The 16,645-nt window shown below is 72.9% G+C and carries 14 protein-coding genes and 1 pseudogene; 5 read left to right on the top strand and 10 right to left on the bottom strand.

The genetic code is table 11. From position 1 onward, the window contains the following. Positions 1-39 precede the first annotated feature (39 nt). Positions 40-2,265: pseudogene (locus J7462_RS17065) on the bottom strand (ATP-dependent DNA helicase); the annotation flags it as partial. 107 nt (positions 2,266-2,372) lie between these two features. Here J7462_RS17065 and J7462_RS17060 point away from each other — a divergent pair. Beyond that, entirely contained in the window at positions 2,373-2,879 is a 507-nt protein-coding gene (locus J7462_RS17060) for a DUF402 domain-containing protein (protein WP_219464922.1), read from the top strand. A 48-nt stretch (positions 2,880-2,927) separates the two neighbouring features. Here the strand turns inward: J7462_RS17060 and sigJ are convergent, their stop codons facing one another. Beyond that, positions 2,928-3,884, bottom strand: a complete 957-nt coding sequence (gene sigJ, locus J7462_RS17055; protein WP_219464921.1) for an RNA polymerase sigma factor SigJ — start codon at positions 3,882-3,884, stop codon at positions 2,928-2,930. Positions 3,885-4,024: 140 nt separating this feature from the next. On the opposite strand from sigJ, the gene J7462_RS17050 reads away from it, so the two are divergent. The 3 genes from J7462_RS17050 to J7462_RS17040 all read left to right on the top strand — a co-directional run bounded on the left by J7462_RS17050 (position 4,025) and on the right by J7462_RS17040 (position 6,781). Continuing rightward, entirely contained in the window at positions 4,025-5,026 is a 1,002-nt protein-coding gene (locus J7462_RS17050; RefSeq protein WP_219464920.1) for a PPK2 family polyphosphate kinase, read from the top strand. A gap of 119 nt (positions 5,027-5,145) precedes the next feature. Further along, entirely contained in the window at positions 5,146-5,772 is a 627-nt protein-coding gene (locus J7462_RS17045) for a DUF47 domain-containing protein (protein ID WP_067311399.1), read from the top strand. Between the two features lie 4 nt (positions 5,773-5,776). Beyond that, a complete protein-coding gene (locus J7462_RS17040) occupies positions 5,777-6,781 on the top strand; it encodes an inorganic phosphate transporter (protein ID WP_208567867.1) in 1,005 nt (334 codons plus the stop codon). Positions 6,782-6,835: 54 nt separating this feature from the next. Here J7462_RS17040 and J7462_RS17035 read toward each other — a convergent pair whose 3' ends face one another. Next, the gene (locus J7462_RS17035) at positions 6,836-7,804 is read right to left on the bottom strand and encodes a Gfo/Idh/MocA family protein (RefSeq protein ID WP_219464919.1); all 969 of its coding nucleotides are present in this window, start codon (positions 7,802-7,804) and stop codon (positions 6,836-6,838) included. A 235-nt stretch (positions 7,805-8,039) separates the two neighbouring features. On the opposite strand from J7462_RS17035, the gene J7462_RS17030 reads away from it, so the two are divergent. Further along, the gene (locus tag J7462_RS17030) at positions 8,040-8,960 is read left to right on the top strand and encodes an NUDIX domain-containing protein (RefSeq protein ID WP_219464918.1); all 921 of its coding nucleotides are present in this window, start codon (positions 8,040-8,042) and stop codon (positions 8,958-8,960) included. Between the two features lie 474 nt (positions 8,961-9,434). On the opposite strand, the gene pstB is transcribed toward J7462_RS17030, so the two are convergent. The 7 genes from pstB to J7462_RS16995 all read right to left on the bottom strand — a co-directional run bounded on the left by pstB (position 9,435) and on the right by J7462_RS16995 (position 16,627). Then, positions 9,435-10,211: a phosphate ABC transporter ATP-binding protein PstB gene (gene pstB / locus J7462_RS17025; protein ID WP_208567870.1), complete on the bottom strand. Its 777-nt coding sequence runs from the start codon at positions 10,209-10,211 to the stop codon at positions 9,435-9,437. 17 nt (positions 10,212-10,228) lie between these two features. Further along, complete coding sequence (gene pstA, locus J7462_RS17020; RefSeq protein WP_208567871.1) at positions 10,229-11,317, bottom strand: phosphate ABC transporter permease PstA; 1,089 nt, start codon at positions 11,315-11,317, stop codon at positions 10,229-10,231. Beyond that, positions 11,314-12,408 (bottom strand): phosphate ABC transporter permease subunit PstC, encoded by a 1,095-nt coding sequence (pstC, locus tag J7462_RS17015; RefSeq protein ID WP_219464917.1) that lies wholly within the window; start codon positions 12,406-12,408, stop codon positions 11,314-11,316. The genes pstA and pstC overlap by 4 nt, the downstream gene beginning before the upstream one ends. A gap of 45 nt (positions 12,409-12,453) precedes the next feature. After that, positions 12,454-13,557 carry a phosphate ABC transporter substrate-binding protein PstS gene (gene pstS, locus J7462_RS17010; protein WP_219464916.1) on the bottom strand — a complete coding sequence of 368 codons (1,104 nt, stop codon included), beginning with the start codon at positions 13,555-13,557 and terminating at the stop codon, positions 12,454-12,456. A 326-nt stretch (positions 13,558-13,883) separates the two neighbouring features. Then, positions 13,884-14,807, bottom strand: a complete 924-nt coding sequence (mshD, locus tag J7462_RS17005) for a mycothiol synthase (RefSeq protein ID WP_219464914.1) — start codon at positions 14,805-14,807, stop codon at positions 13,884-13,886. Between the two features lie 48 nt (positions 14,808-14,855). Continuing rightward, positions 14,856-15,746 (bottom strand): polysaccharide deacetylase family protein, encoded by an 891-nt coding sequence (locus J7462_RS17000; RefSeq protein WP_374197528.1) that lies wholly within the window; start codon positions 15,744-15,746, stop codon positions 14,856-14,858. 164 nt (positions 15,747-15,910) lie between these two features. Then, on the bottom strand, positions 15,911-16,627 hold the full coding sequence (locus tag J7462_RS16995) for a response regulator transcription factor (RefSeq protein WP_088643167.1): 717 nt from the start codon (positions 16,625-16,627) through the stop codon (positions 15,911-15,913). Between the last annotated feature and the right edge of the window lie 18 nt (positions 16,628-16,645).

Raw genomic sequence — 16,645 nt, 5'->3', positions numbered from 1 at the left:
CCGCCCGTTCCCCTGTGGGGGCGGGCGGCTGCCGCGTGGTCAGAGCTTGGCGAGGCGCTCCAAGGCGCCCTGGGCGACCTCGGGCCGGGTGGTGTACCAGAACGGTGGGAGGGAGCGGCGCAGGAACGGGCCGTAGCCGCGCGCCGTCTCCAGCCGCGAGTCGAGCACCGCCACCACCCCCCGGTCGCCGGTGGCCCGGATCAGCCGACCCACGCCCTGGGCCAGCCGGACCGCGGCGATCGGCACGCTGACCGCCGAGAAGCCGGAACCGCCGCCCGCGTCCACCGCCGCCGCCCGCGCCGCCGCCAGCGGCTCGTCGGGGCGCGGGAAGGGTAGCCGGTCGATCACCACGAGCTGGCACGCGTCGCCCGGCACGTCCACCCCCTGCCAGAGCGACATCACCCCGAACAGGCAGCTCGACCGATCCTCGCGGAACCGGCGCACCAGCAGCGGCAACGCCTCCTCGCCCTGGAGCAGCACCGGCAGGTCGGTGCGCGCCCGGACCAGCTCCGCGGCCTGCTGCGCGGCCCGCCGGGAGGAGAACAATCCGAGGGTACGACCACCGAGCGCGCCGACCAGCCGCAGCAACTCCTCGCCGGCCGCCTCGGGCAGCCCGGAGACGCTGGGCCGGGGCAGGTGCGCGGCGACGTACAGGATGCCCTGCCGGGCGTAGTCGAACGGTGAGCCGACGTCGAGGGACGACCAGCCCGGCCCCGACGTGGCCGGTACGACGCCGGTGGCGGCCCGGCTGCCCGGTGTGGTGGCGACCCCACCGGCCTGGAGTGCGGCGGACGCGGTGCCCCCCGGGACGACGCCGGTCGACCGGCCGGCGGCGGCGGTGGCCAACGCGGCGGCGGCCGGGGACGGTGGGGCGGGCGGCGGCGCGTCCAGGCCCAACGCCCGGGCCACCGTGTCGAACCGGCCGCCCAGCGCCAGGGTCGCCGAGGTGGCGACCACGGTGCGCTCGTCGTACAGGTGGGTGGCGAGGGTGCCGGCGACCGACAGCGGCGCGACCACCAGCGCCCGGCGGCTGCCGTTGTCCGGCTTCTCCACCCAGGCCACGTCGTGGTCACCCTCCTCCAGCAGCCGCTGCGCGGTGGTCGACAGCTCGTCGAGCACCGCCTTGGCCTGCTGCTTACGGACCGGGTCCGGGTCGTCGGCCTTGACGTCGCCGATCGCGTCGAGCGCGGCCCGGGTGGCCGCGTCGAGCAACGTGCACGCCTCGCGCAACGGGCCGGGCAGCCCACCGGTGAGCCGACCGGCGGGTGCCTCGGCCAGCCCGACGGCGAGCGCGTCACCGGCCTCGGTGAGCCGGTCGGCGACGTCCGGTCGCAGCAGCGGGCGGGCCCGCCGGGCGGACCGGTCGATCAGCTCCGGCACCAGCTCGGCCTGCGCGGCCGAGGAGACCCGGTCGGCCAGCTCGTGCGCCTCGTCGACGATCAGCAGCTTGTGCGGCGGGACGATGTGCCGGCCGGCCAGCATGTCCACCGCGAGCAGGCTGTGGTTGGTGACCACCACGTCGGCCTCCCGGGCGCGGGCCCGGGACGCCTCGGCGAAGCACTCCTGGCCGAACGGGCAGCGGGACGCCCCCACACACTCGCGGGCGGGCATCGAGACCAGCCGCCACGCCTGGTCGTCGACCCCCGGGTCCAGCTCGTCCCGGTCGCCGGTGTCGGTCTTCTCGGCCCAGTCGCGCAGCCGTTGGATCTGCTTGCCCATCCGGCCGGCCTCGCCGAGCCACTTCGTCCCGCCGGCGGGACGGGCGGCGGGGGCGTCGAAGAGGGTGTCCTCCGGCTCGTCCTCGGTGGAGTTGTCCAACCGGGCCAGGCAGAGGTAGTGGTGCCGGCCCTTGAGCACGGCGAAGGTGGGACGGCGACCGAGCAGCGGCTCGACCGCGTCGGCGAGCCGCGGCAGGTCGTGCTCGACCAGCTGGGACTGCAACGCCAGGGTGGCGGTGGAGACCACCACCGGCCCGTCCACGGTCAACGCCGGGGCCAGGTAGGCAAGCGACTTTCCGGTGCCGGTGCCCGCCTGCACCAGCAGGTGCTCGCGGGCGGCGACGCTGCGCTCGATCGCCTCGGTCATCTGCTGCTGGCCCGGCCGGGTCGCGCCGCCGGGGACCGCGCCGACCGCCGCCGCGAGCAGTTCGGTGCCGCTCGGTCGGCCACCGCGCCGTCGGCCGGAGCGGGCCGACGGGGTGCTGGGGCCGGCGGCGGTACGGGGCGGAGTCACCGTGCGACGGTACCCGCCGCCGCCGACAGTGGACGCGCCGCTGCCCCCCGCGTGGCGCGGTCACCGTCCGGATTGTCGCCACCCCGTACCGGTCAATTCCCTACGGCGACGAGTGGGTGGAATCGGCTAGGGTGCGACTCATGCCGAGCGACACGATCCGTGTGATCTACCGCAAGTACGACGGCAGCGCCCACCGTGACTACCCGGCCCGCCGGCTGGCCGAGGACGACCTCGGGGTGTGGCTGGGGGTGACCGAGGGCACCGAGTCGGTCTACCACGGCCGCCCCTCGGTGGAGCGGATCCCCTTCGTCCTGCTGGTGCCGCACCGGGCCTGGTGGACGGGGATGTTCAACCCGCCGCCACGGACCAGCGAGGTCTACTGCGACATCGCCACCCCGGCCCGCTGGGAGGGCGACGACACCGTGCACCTGATCGACCTCGACCTGGACGTGGTGCGCCGCCGGGGCACCGGGCTGGTGGAGTTGCGCGACGAGGACGAGTTCGCCGAGCACCGGGTCCGGTTCGGCTATCCGGACGAGGTGGTGGCGCAGGCCCAGGCGGCGGCGGCCCGGCTGCTCACCGCTCTCGGTGACGGCACCGAGCCGTTCGCCTCGGCGTACCGGAAGTGGCTGGCCCTGGTGGTCTGATCCGGGGCCGGCTGGTCCGCCCGGGGCCGGTCGGTCGACGGGGGCGGGTCACCAGCGCGGTGGCCAGGTGGCGTCGGGGGCCAGCTCGGGCAGCCGGGGGAGCTTGTCCGGGTTGAGCTGGTGGAACAGGCCGGTGACCCGGCCGTCGTGCACGGCGAACCCGGTGACCATCCGCAGCAGCCGGCCGTCGGGCTGGACCGTCTCCAGGTGCAGGCCGAGCACCCCGTCGACCAGCACCGGCGCGGCGCGCAGGCGTTGGCCGTACCGGCCGGCCCGGGCGAAGAGGCCGAGCAGGAAGCGGGCCACCGGGTCGACGCCGACGATCGGTCGCCGGGCCGTCGGGAAGTGCCCTCCGCTGTCGCCGATCAGCACCACGTCCGGGGCGAGGACCCGGACGAGCGCGTCGAGGTCGCCGGATTCGGTCGCGGCGGCGAAGGCGGCGAGCACCCGGCGCTGCTCGGCGGGGTCGGCGGTGTGCCGGGGCACGTCGTCGGCGGTGACCGCCCTACGGGCCCGGGAGGCGTGCTGGCGGGCCGCCTCGGGGGTGCTCGCCAGCACCTCGGCGATCCGGGCGAACGGCACCGCGAACACGTCGTGCAGGACGAAGGCGACCCGCTGCTCGGGGCTGAGCCGTTCCAGGACGACCAGCAGGGCGGTGCCGAGCTGGTCGCGCCGGACGGCCCGGTCGGCCGGGTCGGGGGCGAAACCGTCCGGTCCCGGCACGCCACCGCCCAGCGGGGTGACCACCGGCTCCGGCAACCACTGCCCCGGGTACGTCTCGCGGCGGACCCGGGCCGAGCGGAGCACGTCGAGGCAGATCCGGGCGCAGGTGGTGGTGAGCCAGCCGCCCAGGTGCCTGATCTCGGCCCGGTCGGCCGGGTCGGCGAGCGCCCCCGAGTACCGCAGCCAGGTTTCCTGGACGGCGTCCTCCGCCTCGCTGCGGCTGCCGAGCATCCGGTACGCCACCGCGGTGAGCCGCCCGCGTTCGGCCTCGAACTCCGTCACCAGGTCCACCGTCACCACAACCTCCCCGGGGTCGAGCGGATTCTCCCCCACCCACCGGACGGGCCGGCGACGGCGGATGTGACACCGCCCCCGGCCACGCCCGGGAGGCGGTGGGTGCGGTGGTGGGCGAGGATCGGGGGATGCGCGCAGACGAGCAGACGGAGATCGTCGCACCCGAGGGTGGGACGGTGCGGGAGTTGTTGCGGGTGCCCTCCGGCGACGGACCGGTCGACCTGGGGGCGGTCGACCCCCGGTCCACCCCGGGTCTGCCGGCGGCGGCGGGCGGGGGGAAGGACCGTAAGCCCTGGGCCCGCCGGCAGGTCGAGCTGATCGGTGCCGGGTTGGCCCGGCAGCAGGAGATGCTCTTCGCCACCGCCAAGGCGGCCGGTGAGCCGGACGCGCCCACCTCGGCTCCGACCGGTGGCGGGTCGAAGCTGCGGCCGGGGCGGCCGGGGCGGCTGCTGCTGGTGCTCCAGGCGATGGACTGCGGGGGCAAGGACGGCACCGTGAAGCGGGTGGCCGGCGCGATGAACCCGCTCGGCCTGCACATCCGGTCCTTCGGCCCGCCGACCCGGCAGGAGCTGCGGCACGACTTCCTGTGGCGGATCCGCCGGGCGCTGCCCCCACCCGGGTACGTCGGCGTCTTCAACCGGTCGCACTACGAGGACGTGCTGGTGGCCCGGGTCGACGCCCTGGTGCCGGAGGAGACCTGGCGGGCCCGGTACGACCGGATCAACGCCTTCGAGCGGGAGCTGACCGACGGCGGGGTGACCCTGGTGAAGGTGATGCTGCACATCTCCCCGCAGGAGCAGGCGCGGCGGTTGGCGGATCGGTTGACCGACCCGACGAAGTTCTGGAAGTACCAGCCGAGCGATCTCGACTCCCGGGCCCGCTGGGGCGACTACCAGGCCGCGTACGCGGAGGCGCTGGGGCGGTGCGACACGGATGCCGCGCCGTGGTTCCTGGTGCCGGCGGACCGTAAGTGGTACCGGGACTGGGCGGTGGCGCATCTGCTGCGGGAGACGTTCGAGGGTCTTGATCTGGGGTATCCCGCTGCGGCTTTCGACGTGGAGCGGGAGCGCCAGCGGTTGGCGAGTGGCGGCGGTGGCGGCCGAGGTGAACAGCAGATGAACGAGCGGTGAATCGGGTCTGACCAGGGGTGGGCCGACGGAGGCCCACTCCGGTGGGGTACCTAGCATGCTTCAGCGGGCGCCCCCTGGGGCGGCGGCCACCCTTCCACCGACACGACGAGGTCCGTGCTGTGAAGTTTTCCTTCCGTCCCACCGAGGGCGCTTTCTACGAGCTCTTCACCAGGGCCGCGCAGAATCTGGTGAAGGGCACCGAGCTGCTCAACGAGCTGGCCCTGCCCGGCGTCGACGTGCAGTCGGTCAGCGAGCGGCTGACCGAGGTCGAGCACGACAGCGACCAGATCACCCACGATCTCTACAAGAAGATCAACTCCACCTTCATCACCCCGTTCGACCGGGAGGACATCTACCGGCTGGGCTCGCTGCTCGACGACGTGATGGACCACCTGGAGGCGGTCGGCAACCTGCTCTACCTCTACGGCCTCACCAAGCTCCCGTCGCTGCCGCGCGAGCTGCACGAGCTGGTCAACGTGCTCGACCTCCAGGCGAAGCTGACCGCCGAGGCGATGCCCCGGCTCAAGTCGATGAAGGATCTCGAGGACTACTGGATCGAGTGCAACCGGCTGGAGAACGACGGCGACCAGGCGTACCGGATGCTGCTGGTCCGGCTCTTCTCCGGCGAGTACGACGCGCTGACCGTGCTGAAGATGAAGGAGGTCGCCGACGAGTTGGAGGCCGCCTGCGACGCCTTCGAGCACGTGGCGAACACCGTCGAGACCATCGCGGTCAAGGAGTCCTGATCCTGTGAGTCCCGAACTCATCGCCGTGCTGGCGGTGATCGCGGTGGCCCTGGCGTTCGACTACACCAACGGCTTCCACGACGCCGCCAACGCGATCGCGACAAGCGTCTCCACCCGGGCGCTGACCCCCCGGCTCGCCCTGGGCCTGGCCGCGGTCGGCAACTTCGTCGGCGCGCACTTCGGTGCCGGCGTGGCCAAGACCGTCGGCGACGGCCTGGTCACCCTGCCCACCGGGGTGGGCAGCCTCGGAGTGGTCTTCGCCGGGGTGCTCGGTGCCATCGCCTGGAACCTGATCACCTGGTACTTCGGCCTGCCCTCGTCGTCCTCGCACGCGCTGTTCGGCGGGTTGGTCGGGGCGACCCTGCTCTCCACCGGCGGTGTGGTGCAGTGGGTCACCATCGGCGAGAAGGTCATCCTGCCGATGGTCCTGTCGCCGATCGTCGGCCTCACCCTCGGTTACCTGCTGATGCTGGCCATCCTGTGGGCGTTCCGCAAGGGGCAGCCGGGCAAGCTCAACCGGGGCTTCCGCTGGGCGCAGACCGCCTCGGCGGCGGCCATGTCGGTCGGCCACGGCATGCAGGACGCCGCGAAGACCATGGGCATCGTGGTGCTGGCCCTCTACACGGGCGGTTTCCAGGACGACAAGACGCACATCCCGGGCTGGGTCTTCTGGACCTCGGCGACGATGCTGGCGCTCGGCACGTACGCCGGTGGGTGGCGGATCATCCGGACCCTCGGTCGCAAGATCATCGACCTGGGCCCGCCGGAGGGCTTCGCCGCCGAGACGGTGGCCAGCGCGGTGCTCTACTTCAACGCCCTGGTGCTCAAGGCCCCGATCTCCACCACCCACACGATCACCTCCGCGATCATGGGGGTGGGCGCCACCAAGCGGCTCTCCGCCGTGCGCTGGAACGTGGCCGGCAACATCGTGCTCGCCTGGATCATCACCTTCCCGGCCGCCGCGCTGATCGCCTGCCTCACCTACCTGGTGGTCCGCCCGCTGTTCTGACCGCCGTCGCCGAGGGGCGCCCCGGTCCCGGGGCGCCCCTCGGCGACGCCGTGCTCAGGCGTAGTCGACGCCGATCCGGGCCCGGATGTCGTCCAGCAGGGCCATCACCTCCAGGGTGACCGCGTGCGGCACGAGCGGGCTCTCGGTCAGCCCGGCGGCCAGGCAACGCTGCACCTCGGCGGCCTCGTACTGGTAGCCGCCGCCGGCCGGGTCGTCGGTGAGCGTCTCCGGCTCGGCCCCGGCCCGGTGCAGCACCGCCGACCCGGGGCGGAAGAACGGCTCGGGCAGTTCGATCCGGCCGGTGGTGCCGGTGATCGCGGCGGTCAGCGGGGTCGCCCCCACCATGCCGCAGCCGAGCGTGGCGACCGCACCCGAGTCGTACCCGAAGACGATGCCGGTGTTCTCGTCCACCCCCTCCGGGCTGAGCTTCGCCCAGGCATGCACGTGCTGCGGCGCACCGAGCAGCAGGTGGGCCAGGCTCACCGGATAGACGCCCAGGTCCAGCAGGGCACCGCCGCCCAGCACCGGATTGCGCATCCGGTGCTCCGGCGGGAACGGCCCGGCCACCCCGAAGTCGGCCCGCACACCGGTCACCTCGCCGATCGCCCCGGCCCGGACCAGCTCGACCAGGCGCAGGATCAGCGGGTTGGTCCGCATCCACATGGCCTCCATCAGGAAGACCCCCCGGGCCCGCGCCAGGTCGACCAGCTCGGTGCTGGTGGCCAGGTCGAGGGTGAACGGTTTCTCCAGCAGCACCGCCCGCCCGGCCTCCAGGCAGACCCGGGCGGCCTCGTGGTGGGCGGCGTGCGGGGTGGCCACGTAGATCGCGTCCAGCTCGTCGTCGGCGGCCAGCTCCGCCCAGGAGCCGTACGCCCGGCCGGCGCCGTACCGGGTGGCGAACCGCTCGGCGCTCTCCGTCGTCCGTGAGCCGACCGCGACCAGCTCGGCCCCGGGCACCAGCCGTAGGTCCTCGGCGAACCGGCCGGCGATGTGGCCGGTGGACAGAATCCCCCAACGTGTCATGGGTTCACGCTAACCCGCCGCCCAGGCCGGCCCGCCGCCACTGTCCGGCCCGCCCGCCGCTGTCGCCCCGGCCCGCCCGCTGGCCGTCGTCTGCCCGCTCGCCGCCGTTGGTCCGGTCGCTGTCCGCCCAACCGTCACCCCGGCTGCGGCCCGGTCGCTGGCCCGCCCGGCGGCGGCGTACCACCGGGGGTCGTCGGCCCTGGGGTGGTCGGTGTGTCGGGGCTAGGCTCGGCCCATGACGATCGACAGTCCCGGTTTTCCCGCCCCGCCGGCCCTGGTCGAGCACGCCCGTCGGTTCCACGCCGAGGGGGCCACCCCGGTGACGCCCCGGGTCGCGGCCACCGTGCTGCTGCTCCGCCCGGCCGGCACCGACTTCGAGGTGTACGTCATCCGCCGGGTCGCCGCGATGGCCTTCGGCGGGGTGTACGCCTTCCCCGGCGGTGGCGTCGACCCGTCGGACTCCGAGGCGCACCTGGACTGGACCGGCCCCGATCCGGCGGCCTGGGCGGGACGGCTGGGCGTCACTCCCGACGCCGCGCAGGCGGTGGTGTGCGCCGCCGCACGGGAGGTCTTCGAGGAAGCCGGCGTGCTGCTGGCCGGACCCGGCGGCGGCCCGGTGACCGGCGACGTCGGCGGTTCGGTGGTGGGCGACGTCAGCGGGGACGACTGGGAGACCGCGCGGCAGGATCTGGAGGCACGTCGACGGGGCTTCGCCGGGCTGCTCGCCGAGCGGCAGCTCACCCTCCGGTCCGACCTGCTGCTGCCCTGGAGCCGGTGGATCACTCCGGAGTTCGAGCCGCGTCGCTTCGACACGTACTTCTTCGTTGCTCTGCTGCCCGAGGGGCAGCGGACCCGGGACGTCTCCGGCGAGGCCGACCACACCATGTGGGTCCGCCCGGCGGACGCCCTGGCCCGCGCACGGGCCGGTGAGCTGACCATGCTCCCGCCCACCCTGGTCACCCTGGCCGAGGTGGCCGCCGCTGCTGCTGCCGACGGCGCTGCCGGTGCCGGTGCCGGCACCGGTGCTGCCGCCGGTGATGGTGCCCGTTGCATTGCTGCGGTGGCGCGTGCCTCGGCGGCCCGGGACGCGGCCACCCCGGTGACCCCCCGCCTCCACGTCCCCGAGGACGGTACCCCGCACTTCACCCTCGCCTGACCCGGCCACGTTCCGCGTCGGGCGGGCGGTCCAGCGGCTGCCGACCTCCACCGCAGCTGGTCGGTGTGGGCCAGTCTGCTCCGGTCGGTGCGGGTCGGTGCCGCTGTGCCCCGCCGCAGCCGGTTCCCGCCGCAGCCGGTTCCCGCCGCAGCTGGTGCCGCTGCGCCTCCACCCCGTGTAGGTCCGCCTCGGGCCCTTTCGAGCTGATGACGCTGGCGGCTCACCAGCACCGCCGGTGCGGGCATTTCGCCATGGCACCGGGGCGTGACCCTCGTCAGGGGTGGTACCGGTGACGTCGCCGGGCGGGTGAATCGTCGACGTCATCAGCTCGACAGGGCCCGAAGGAGTGTTCCGAGACCCCCGCCCCCACTGCTCGGGCGGTCGCCCCCGCAGGGACTCCCACCCCGCACGCCCCACCCCCACCCCCGCACGCCCCGGCGCAGCTGAGCGGCCGGTGCAGCGGAGCGGCCGGGGTCAGCCGAAGCGGCCGGTGATGTAGTCCTCGGTCTTCTTCTGGCTGGGGTTGCTGAAGATCTTCTGGGTGTTGTCGTACTCGATGAGCCGGCCGGGGTCGCCGGTCTTCTCGATCGAGAAGAAGGCGGTGCGGTCGGAGACCCGGGCCGCCTGCTGCATGTTGTGGGTGACGATGATGATGGTGAACTTGTCCTTGAGCTGGAACATCAGGTCCTCGATGGCCAGCGTCGAGATCGGGTCCAGCGCCGAGCAGGGCTCGTCCATCAGCACCACCTGCGGCTCGACCGCGATGGTCCGGGCGATGCACAGCCGCTGCTGCTGACCACCGGACAGGCCCGCGCCGGGCTTGCCGAGGCGGTCCTTGACCTCGTCCCACAGGTTCGCCGCGCGCAGCGCCTTCTCGGCGGCCTCGTCCAGGATGGACTTCTTGCGCACCCCGTTGAGCCGCAGCCCGGCCACCACGTTCTCGAAGATGCTCATGGTGGGGAACGGGTTCGGTCGCTGGAACACCATGCCGATCATGCGGCGGACGGCGGTCACGTCGACGTCGCGGTCGTAGACGTCCTGACCGTCGATGGTCAGGCTGCCCTCGACCCGGGCGCCCGGCAGCACCTCGTGCATCCGGTTGATCGACCGCAGGAAGGTCGACTTGCCGCAGCCGGACGGGCCGATCAGGGCGGTGACCGTCTTCGGCTCGACCGTCAGGTTGATGTTCTCGATCGCCTTGAAACCGCCGTAGTAGGCGGTCACGTCGGTGGCGTCGATGCGCTTGGCCATGGTGGTACCTCCGGGGTTCATCGGCCGAGCCGGTTGCGGCGGGCCAGCAGCTTCGCGGCGACGGTGAGCACGAGCACGAGGACGACCAGGGTCAACGCCGCCGTCCAGGCCCGTGCCGGTGAGTACTTCGACGCCTCGCCGGCCTGCTGGTAGACGAACAGGGCCAGCGACGACTGGTTGTTCTCGAACGGGTTGAAGTTGATCGCCGCACCACCACCGGCGACGAGCAGCACCGGGGCGGTCTCCCCGGCGGCCCGCGCGATGGAGAGCATGATGCCGGTGACGATGCCGGGCAGCGCGGTGGGCAGCACCACCCGCAGGATGGTCTTCCACTTGGGTACGCCGAGGGCGTACGCCCCCTCGCGCAGCGGCGCGGGGACCAGCCGCAGCATCTCCTCGGTGGAGCGGACCACCGTCGGCAGCATCAGCACGCTCAACGCGAGCGCGGCGGCGAAGCCGGAGAAACCGGGCTGGCCGTCGTTGAACCACGGGGACACGATCAGCACCCAGAAGGCCAGTACGAACAGGCCGGTGACGATGGACGGGATGCCGGTCATCACGTCGACGAAGAACCGGATGGTGAAGGCGAACCGGCCCCGCCCGTACTCGACGATGTAGATCGCGCAGAGCACGCCGAGCGGGACGGTGATCGCGGTGGCGATGCCGACCTGCTCCAGGGTGCCGACGATGGCGTGGTACGCGCCGCCGTTGGCGTCGCGGGCCCCGATGTTGTTCATCGAGCTGCCGAAGAAGTCGCCGTCGAGCCGGGCGGTGCCCTTGCTGAACAGCGTCCACACCACCGAGGCCAGCGGCAGCACGGCCAGCACCAGGGCGGAGTGGATCAGGGCGCTCCAGAACCGGTTGCGGGCCGACCGGCGGCCCTCCACCGCGTTGGCGGCGGCGAACAGGCCGGCCAGGTAGAGCAGCGCGCCGAGCACCACGACCAGGACGGGGCCGCCGAGGTCAACGCCGTAGACGAGGCCGGCGGAGACCAGCAGGGCCAGCACCGCCAGGGCGGGGGCGGCGTACCCGGGCAGGCGTTTCGCCCGCAGGCTGTCCGGCTGGGCCGGTGGGCGGGAACGGCGGGGGGTGAGCGTGGTGGTCATGCGGCCGACTCCGTGAACTCGCGGCGGCGGTAGATGATCGCCCGCGCGGTGATGTTGACGACCAGCGTGATGGCGAAGAGCACCAGGCCGGACGCGATGAGCGCACCCCGGCCGGTCTCGTTGGCCTCCGCGAACCGGTTGGCGATGTTCGCGGCGATGCTGTTGCCGCCGTTGGCGAGGATGTTGAACGAGATGGCGTACGTCGAGCCAAGGGTGAGCGCGAGCGCGATGGTCTCGCCGAGCGCCCGGCCGAGGCCGAGCATGACGGCGGCGATGATGCCGGGCCGGCCGTACGGCAGGACCGCCGTGCGCAGCATCTCCCAGCGGGTGGCCCCCAGCGCGATGGCGGCCTCCTCGTTGGCGGTCGGGGTCTGGAGGAACACCTCGCGGGAGAGTGAGGTGATGATCGGCAGCACCATGATCGCCAGGACGAGGGACCCGAGCAGGATCGAGTTGCCGTACGGGCCGTCGCCGAAGATCGGGATCCAGCCGAAGTACCGGTTCAGCCAGGCCGACAGGTCGGCGACCGGCCCGACCAGGTAGTCCCGCCCCCACAGGCCGAACACCACGCTCGGCACGGCGGCCAGCAGGTCGATCACGAAGCCCAGGGCGGTGCCGAGCCGCCGCGGCGCGTAGTGCGACAGGTAGAGGGCGATGCCCAGCGCCACCGGCACCGCGACCAGCAGGGCCAGCAGCGCGGTGAGCAGGGTGCCGAAGGCGAGCGCGCCGATGCCGAACGTGGGTGGATCGTCGTTGGGGAACCAGCCCTCGAAGGTCCAGAAGTTCGCACTGTTGGCCCGCAGCGCCGGCACGGCCTTGGCGACCAGGAAGACCGCGATGGCCGCGATGACGACCAGCACGGTGACACCGGCGGCCAGGGTCACGCCACGGAACGCCCGTTCCGCGCCGAACGCGCGGGCCCGGGGCAGCCCGCCGCCCCCGCCCAGGCCGTGGTCGTCGTCGTGGGGGGTACGGGTGCTGACTGGTGCCTCGGCCACACGCGCCGAGGCACCGGCGGACCGCTCGTGACCCTGGGTCACGGCATGCCCACCGGTGCCGGCGTGTGCCGAGCGGTGAGGGGTTTCACCCATCTGCTCGCTCGCTTCGACTTGAGGAGGTGTTGTCGCTCGGGAGGGTCAGCCGAGGTTCTTGACTGCGGTCTCGACCTTGGTGCGGACCGAGTCGGGCAGCGGGGCGTAGCCCAGCTCCACCAGCTCGGCCTGGCCCTCGGTGCTGGCGGCGTGGCCCAGCAGGCCCTTGACCAGCGGCAGCTTGTCGGCGGCGAGGCCCTTGCTGCAGACGATCTCGTAGGTCACCAGGACGATCGGGTACGCCCCGGCCTCCTTGGTGGCGTAGTCGATCGACATCTTGAGGTCGTCGCCCTGGCCCTCGATCTTGGCCCCGGCGATGGTCTTGCCGGCCGACTCGGCGGTCAGCTCGGCGTACTCGCCGGCACCGTTCTGCACCTTGGCCTTCTTGAGGCCGGAGTTCTCGGCGTACGACCACTCGACGTAGCTGATCGTGCCCTCGGTGCTCTTGACCTTGGCGGCGACACCGTCGGACTTGGGGGCGCCGAGCCCGCCCGGGGCCTTCCACGCCTTGTTGTTGCCGAAGGTCCAGTCCGTCGCGGCGGTCTTCGACAGGAACTTGGTGAAGTTGTCGGTGGTGCCCGACTCGTCGGAGCGGTGCACCGTCTGGATCGCGGTGGAGGGGAGCGTGGCGTTCGGGTTGTCGGCCTTGATCGCCGGGTCGTCCCACTTGGTGACCTTGCCGGCGAAGATCTGCGCCAGGGTGGCCGGCTTGAGCTGGAGGTTGTCCAGGCCGCCGACGTTGTAGACGACCGCGACCGGGCCGATCACCATCGGCAGGTTGAGTGCCGCGCCGCCGGTGCACTTGGCGTCGGCCTGCGGCTGCTCCTCCGGCTTGAGGGCGGAGTCGGAGCCGGCGAAGTCGGCGGTGCCGGCGATGAACGCCTGGATGCCCGCGCCGGAGCCGCTGGCCTCGTAGTTGATCGTGGTGCCGGCGCACTTCTGCTGGTAGGCCTTGATCCACTCGGCCATGGCGTTCTTCTGCGCGGAGGAGCCCTGCGCGTTCAGGGTGCCCTTGCCACAGTCGGCCGCGCTGGCCGAGCCGGAGGCGGAGGCGCTGGCCGGCTCGTTGTTGTCCGAGCCGCAGGCGCTGAGGCCGAGGACCGCGGTAAGAGCGAGGCAGGCAATGGCGCCGTGCCGCTGGAGCTTCACCTGAGGGGTTTCCCTTCACGTCTTTGGTCAGGTCGCCCGGATTGGGGCCCGAGTGCCGGCGCGCTGACCGGCTGACACGAAAGCTAGAAGTGCCAGGTAGACGGTTCGCCGGTCGGAAGTGAACGGGGCATGAACAGCCCCGGCCGGGAAGGTGACCGCTGCCTGAGGGAGGGTTGTCCGTTAGGTGAACTGCCGTCCCGGTATCCGCATTGATGCGATATATCCGGGCAGCCGTTATCCGGGCGTGGCCCCGCCGTTACCGCACGGAGACCGCACCTGTCGTGCCCCGGCCGGGCCCCGGCCGGGGCGGAGCGGACGGGAGAGCGTCAGCCCCGGTGGTAGTTGACGTGCCCGCACCAGCGGGCGAAACCGAGCCGCTCATAGAGCGAGACGGCCGCCGTGTTCGACTCGTCGACATAGAGCATCACCCGGTCCAGCCCGCGCCGGTCCCGCAGGTAGGCCAGCCCGGCGGTGGTGAGTGCCCGGCCCAGGCCGCCACCGTGCGCGTCCGGGTCCACCCCCACCACGTAGACCTCGCCGATGCGGGCCGAGCCGGGCCGCTCGTGCACCTTGGTCCAGTGGAAGCCGAGCAGCCGCCCGGCGGCGTCGACGGCGAGCAGGAAACCGGCCGGGTCGAACCACGGCTCGGCCAGTCGGGCCCGCAGGTCGTCGGTGGTCCACCGGCCCTGCTCCGGGTGCCCGGCGAAGGCGCGGGCGTTGAGCGCGAGCCAGGTGTCGTCGTCCTCGCCAGGGCGGAAGGAACGCAGCGTCGCCCCGGCGGGCAGGTGGGGTTCCGACACCGGGTCGGTCAACGAGCGGCGCAACTGCCAGAGGACCCGGGCCCGCGCGAAGCCCAGGTCGACTGCGAGCGCCGCGGCGGCCGGGTGGTCGCCGTGCGCCCAGGCCCGCAGTGGTCCGGGAGTCGCCGCGAGTACGCCCCGGGCCAGCGCCCGTCCGGTGCCCCGCCGCCGGAAACCCGGGCGCACCACCAGCTCCACCCCGACACCGGACGTCGGGTCGGTGGTGTCCAGGTGGGCGTACCCGGTCAGGGTGCCGTCGAGGGCGTGGATGGTCAGGTGCCGGGCTGCCGCCTGCGGGTCGCGCAGCCGCAGCAGGGTGTGCTCGTCGAAGGGGTCGGCTCCGTCGGTGTCGCCCGCGAGGCGGGCCAGGGCCAGCACCTCGGTCACCTCGGCCGGGGTGAGCCGGTCGCTCTGGGTCAACCGGTCGGTCGTCGACTCGCCGCTGCTCATGTGATCACCGTAGCGGGATCCGCCCGATCGTCCCGCCCGTCGATCGGTTCAGTTGGCCCCGCCGGGCGGCAGCGCCTCCAGGCCGAACCGGGCGAGCAGGTCGGGCAGGATCCGGCGCAGCGCGTCCACGGTGCCCTGCCGGTCACCACCGGCGTCGTGCATGAGCACGACCGCGCCCGGCCCGGTGTCCCGGGTGACCACCGTGGTGATCTTCGCGGCACCGGGGACCTGCCAGTCGTTGGGGTCGACGGTCCAGTGCAGCGGGGTCATCCCCAGCCCCTCGGCGACCGACACCACCGGGTACGTCCAGGCCCCGCCGGGCTGCCGGAAGTAGCTGATCCGGGCGTCCGGCACGGCGGCGTGGATGGCTTCGTTGGTCCGGATCAGGTCGGCCCGGATCAGGGCGGGGGAGCGCTTGCCGAGCAGCACGTCGTGGTGCCACGAGTGGTTGCACAGGGTGTGCCCGTCGGCGACGATCGCCTGGAGCAGCTCCGGATGGTCCTGGGCGTTCTCGCCGACCACGCAGAACGTCGCCTTGACCCCGTACGCGCGGAGCACGTCCAGCACCTGCGGTGTGTACGTCGGGTCCGGCCCGTCGTCGAAGGTCAGCGCGACCTCGCCGGTGCCGGTGCTGGCGTGGCTGCCGAACGGGCCGTCGCCGCCGCTGGCCGGCTGGGCCGAGTCCGGATCGGTCCCGTCGGCGGTGGGGGCGCCGGTGGGGCCGGTGCCGTCCGGGCCGGTCGGTGCAGCGTCCGGGTCGGCGGGTTGCTCGCCGTACTGGGCGCCGGCGATCTGCGTCGACGCGCCGGTCGGCTGCCGGGGTGGGCCCGGGGTCATGCTGCGCCCGAGGGCGTAGGTGGACCCGAGCAGGGCGGCCAGCACCAGGGTGACGACGCCGACGGTCCCGCCGGTGGACCGGGGGCGCATCAGTGCCCCCACCGGTCAGGATGACGGGACGGCCCTCTCGTCGCCCCCGTGGTCAGTGCACGCACCGTCGCCCCTTTCACTCCTGCTGATTACGGCAATAAGAATAGAGCCGACAACAGGTGCAAAAGGGGCGTATCGGAAACAGTGCGCTCGGCCGGTGGTGCTGCGGACCGGGATCAGACCGGCAGCGGCGCGGGCTCGGACTCCGGCAGGGACCGGGACGACGGCGGGACGACGAACTTGTAACCCACCTGGCGCACGGTGCCGATCATCGACTCGTACTCCGAGCCAAGCTTGGCCCGCAGTCGTCGGACGTGCACGTCCACCGTGCGGGTGCCGCCGAAGTAGTCGTAGCCCCAGACCTCGCGGAGCAGCTGGTCCCGGGTGAACACCCGGCCCGGGTGCTGCGCCAGGAACTTCAGCAGCTCGAACTCCTTGTAGGTGAGGTCGAGCGGCCGGCCCTTGAGCTTGGCGGCGTAGGTGTCCGGGTCGATGTTCAGCTCGCCGGCCCGGATCGAACCGCCGGCCCCGGAGGTGGCGTTGCTCAGCCGGCCCACCGCGAGCCGCAGCCGGGCCTCCACCTCGGCCGGGCCCGCACCGGCCAGGATCACGTCGTCGACGCCCCAGTCGGCGTTGAGGGCGATCAGGCCGGCCTCGGTGACCACCGCGACCAGCGGCACACCCAGGCCGGTGGCGTGCAACATACGACAGGTGGCACGGGCCTCGCTCAACTCCGACCGGGCGTCGACCAGCACCGCGTCCGGGCTGGGCCCGGAAACCAGGGTGCGCACGTCGCGCGGCGCGGTACGCACCGAATGCGGCAACAGGTCGAGTGCCGGCAGCACCGCCGAGGGCTCACCTGCACGCGCGGTCACCAGCAGCAGGAGCTCCACACGATCACCTCCGTCCCG

The sequence above is a fragment of the Micromonospora sp. RL09-050-HVF-A genome, assembly GCF_019374995.1.
Lineage (GTDB): Bacteria > Actinomycetota > Actinomycetes > Mycobacteriales > Micromonosporaceae > Micromonospora > Micromonospora antibiotica.
The sequence above is the reverse complement of the archived record's forward strand: the minus strand, read 5'-3'. Positions and strand labels throughout refer to the sequence as shown.

What these genes read in the sequence shown, in the direction of transcription:
- J7462_RS17060 (WP_219464922.1), top strand. Translation starts at nt 2,373, where the DNA reads ATGCCGAGCGACACGATCCGTGTGATCTACCGCAAGTACGACGGCAGC.
- J7462_RS17050 (WP_219464920.1), top strand. Translation starts at nt 4,025, where the DNA reads ATGCGCGCAGACGAGCAGACGGAGATCGTCGCACCCGAGGGTGGGACG.
- J7462_RS17035 (WP_219464919.1), bottom strand. Translation starts at nt 7,804, where the DNA reads ATGACACGTTGGGGGATTCTGTCCACCGGCCACATCGCCGGCCGGTTC.
- J7462_RS17030 (WP_219464918.1), top strand. Translation starts at nt 8,040, where the DNA reads ATGACGATCGACAGTCCCGGTTTTCCCGCCCCGCCGGCCCTGGTCGAG.
- pstB (WP_208567870.1), bottom strand. Translation starts at nt 10,211, where the DNA reads ATGGCCAAGCGCATCGACGCCACCGACGTGACCGCCTACTACGGCGGT.
- pstA (WP_208567871.1), bottom strand. Translation starts at nt 11,317, where the DNA reads ATGACCACCACGCTCACCCCCCGCCGTTCCCGCCCACCGGCCCAGCCG.
- pstC (WP_219464917.1), bottom strand. Translation starts at nt 12,408, where the DNA reads ATGGGTGAAACCCCTCACCGCTCGGCACACGCCGGCACCGGTGGGCAT.
- mshD (WP_219464914.1), bottom strand. Translation starts at nt 14,807, where the DNA reads ATGAGCAGCGGCGAGTCGACGACCGACCGGTTGACCCAGAGCGACCGG.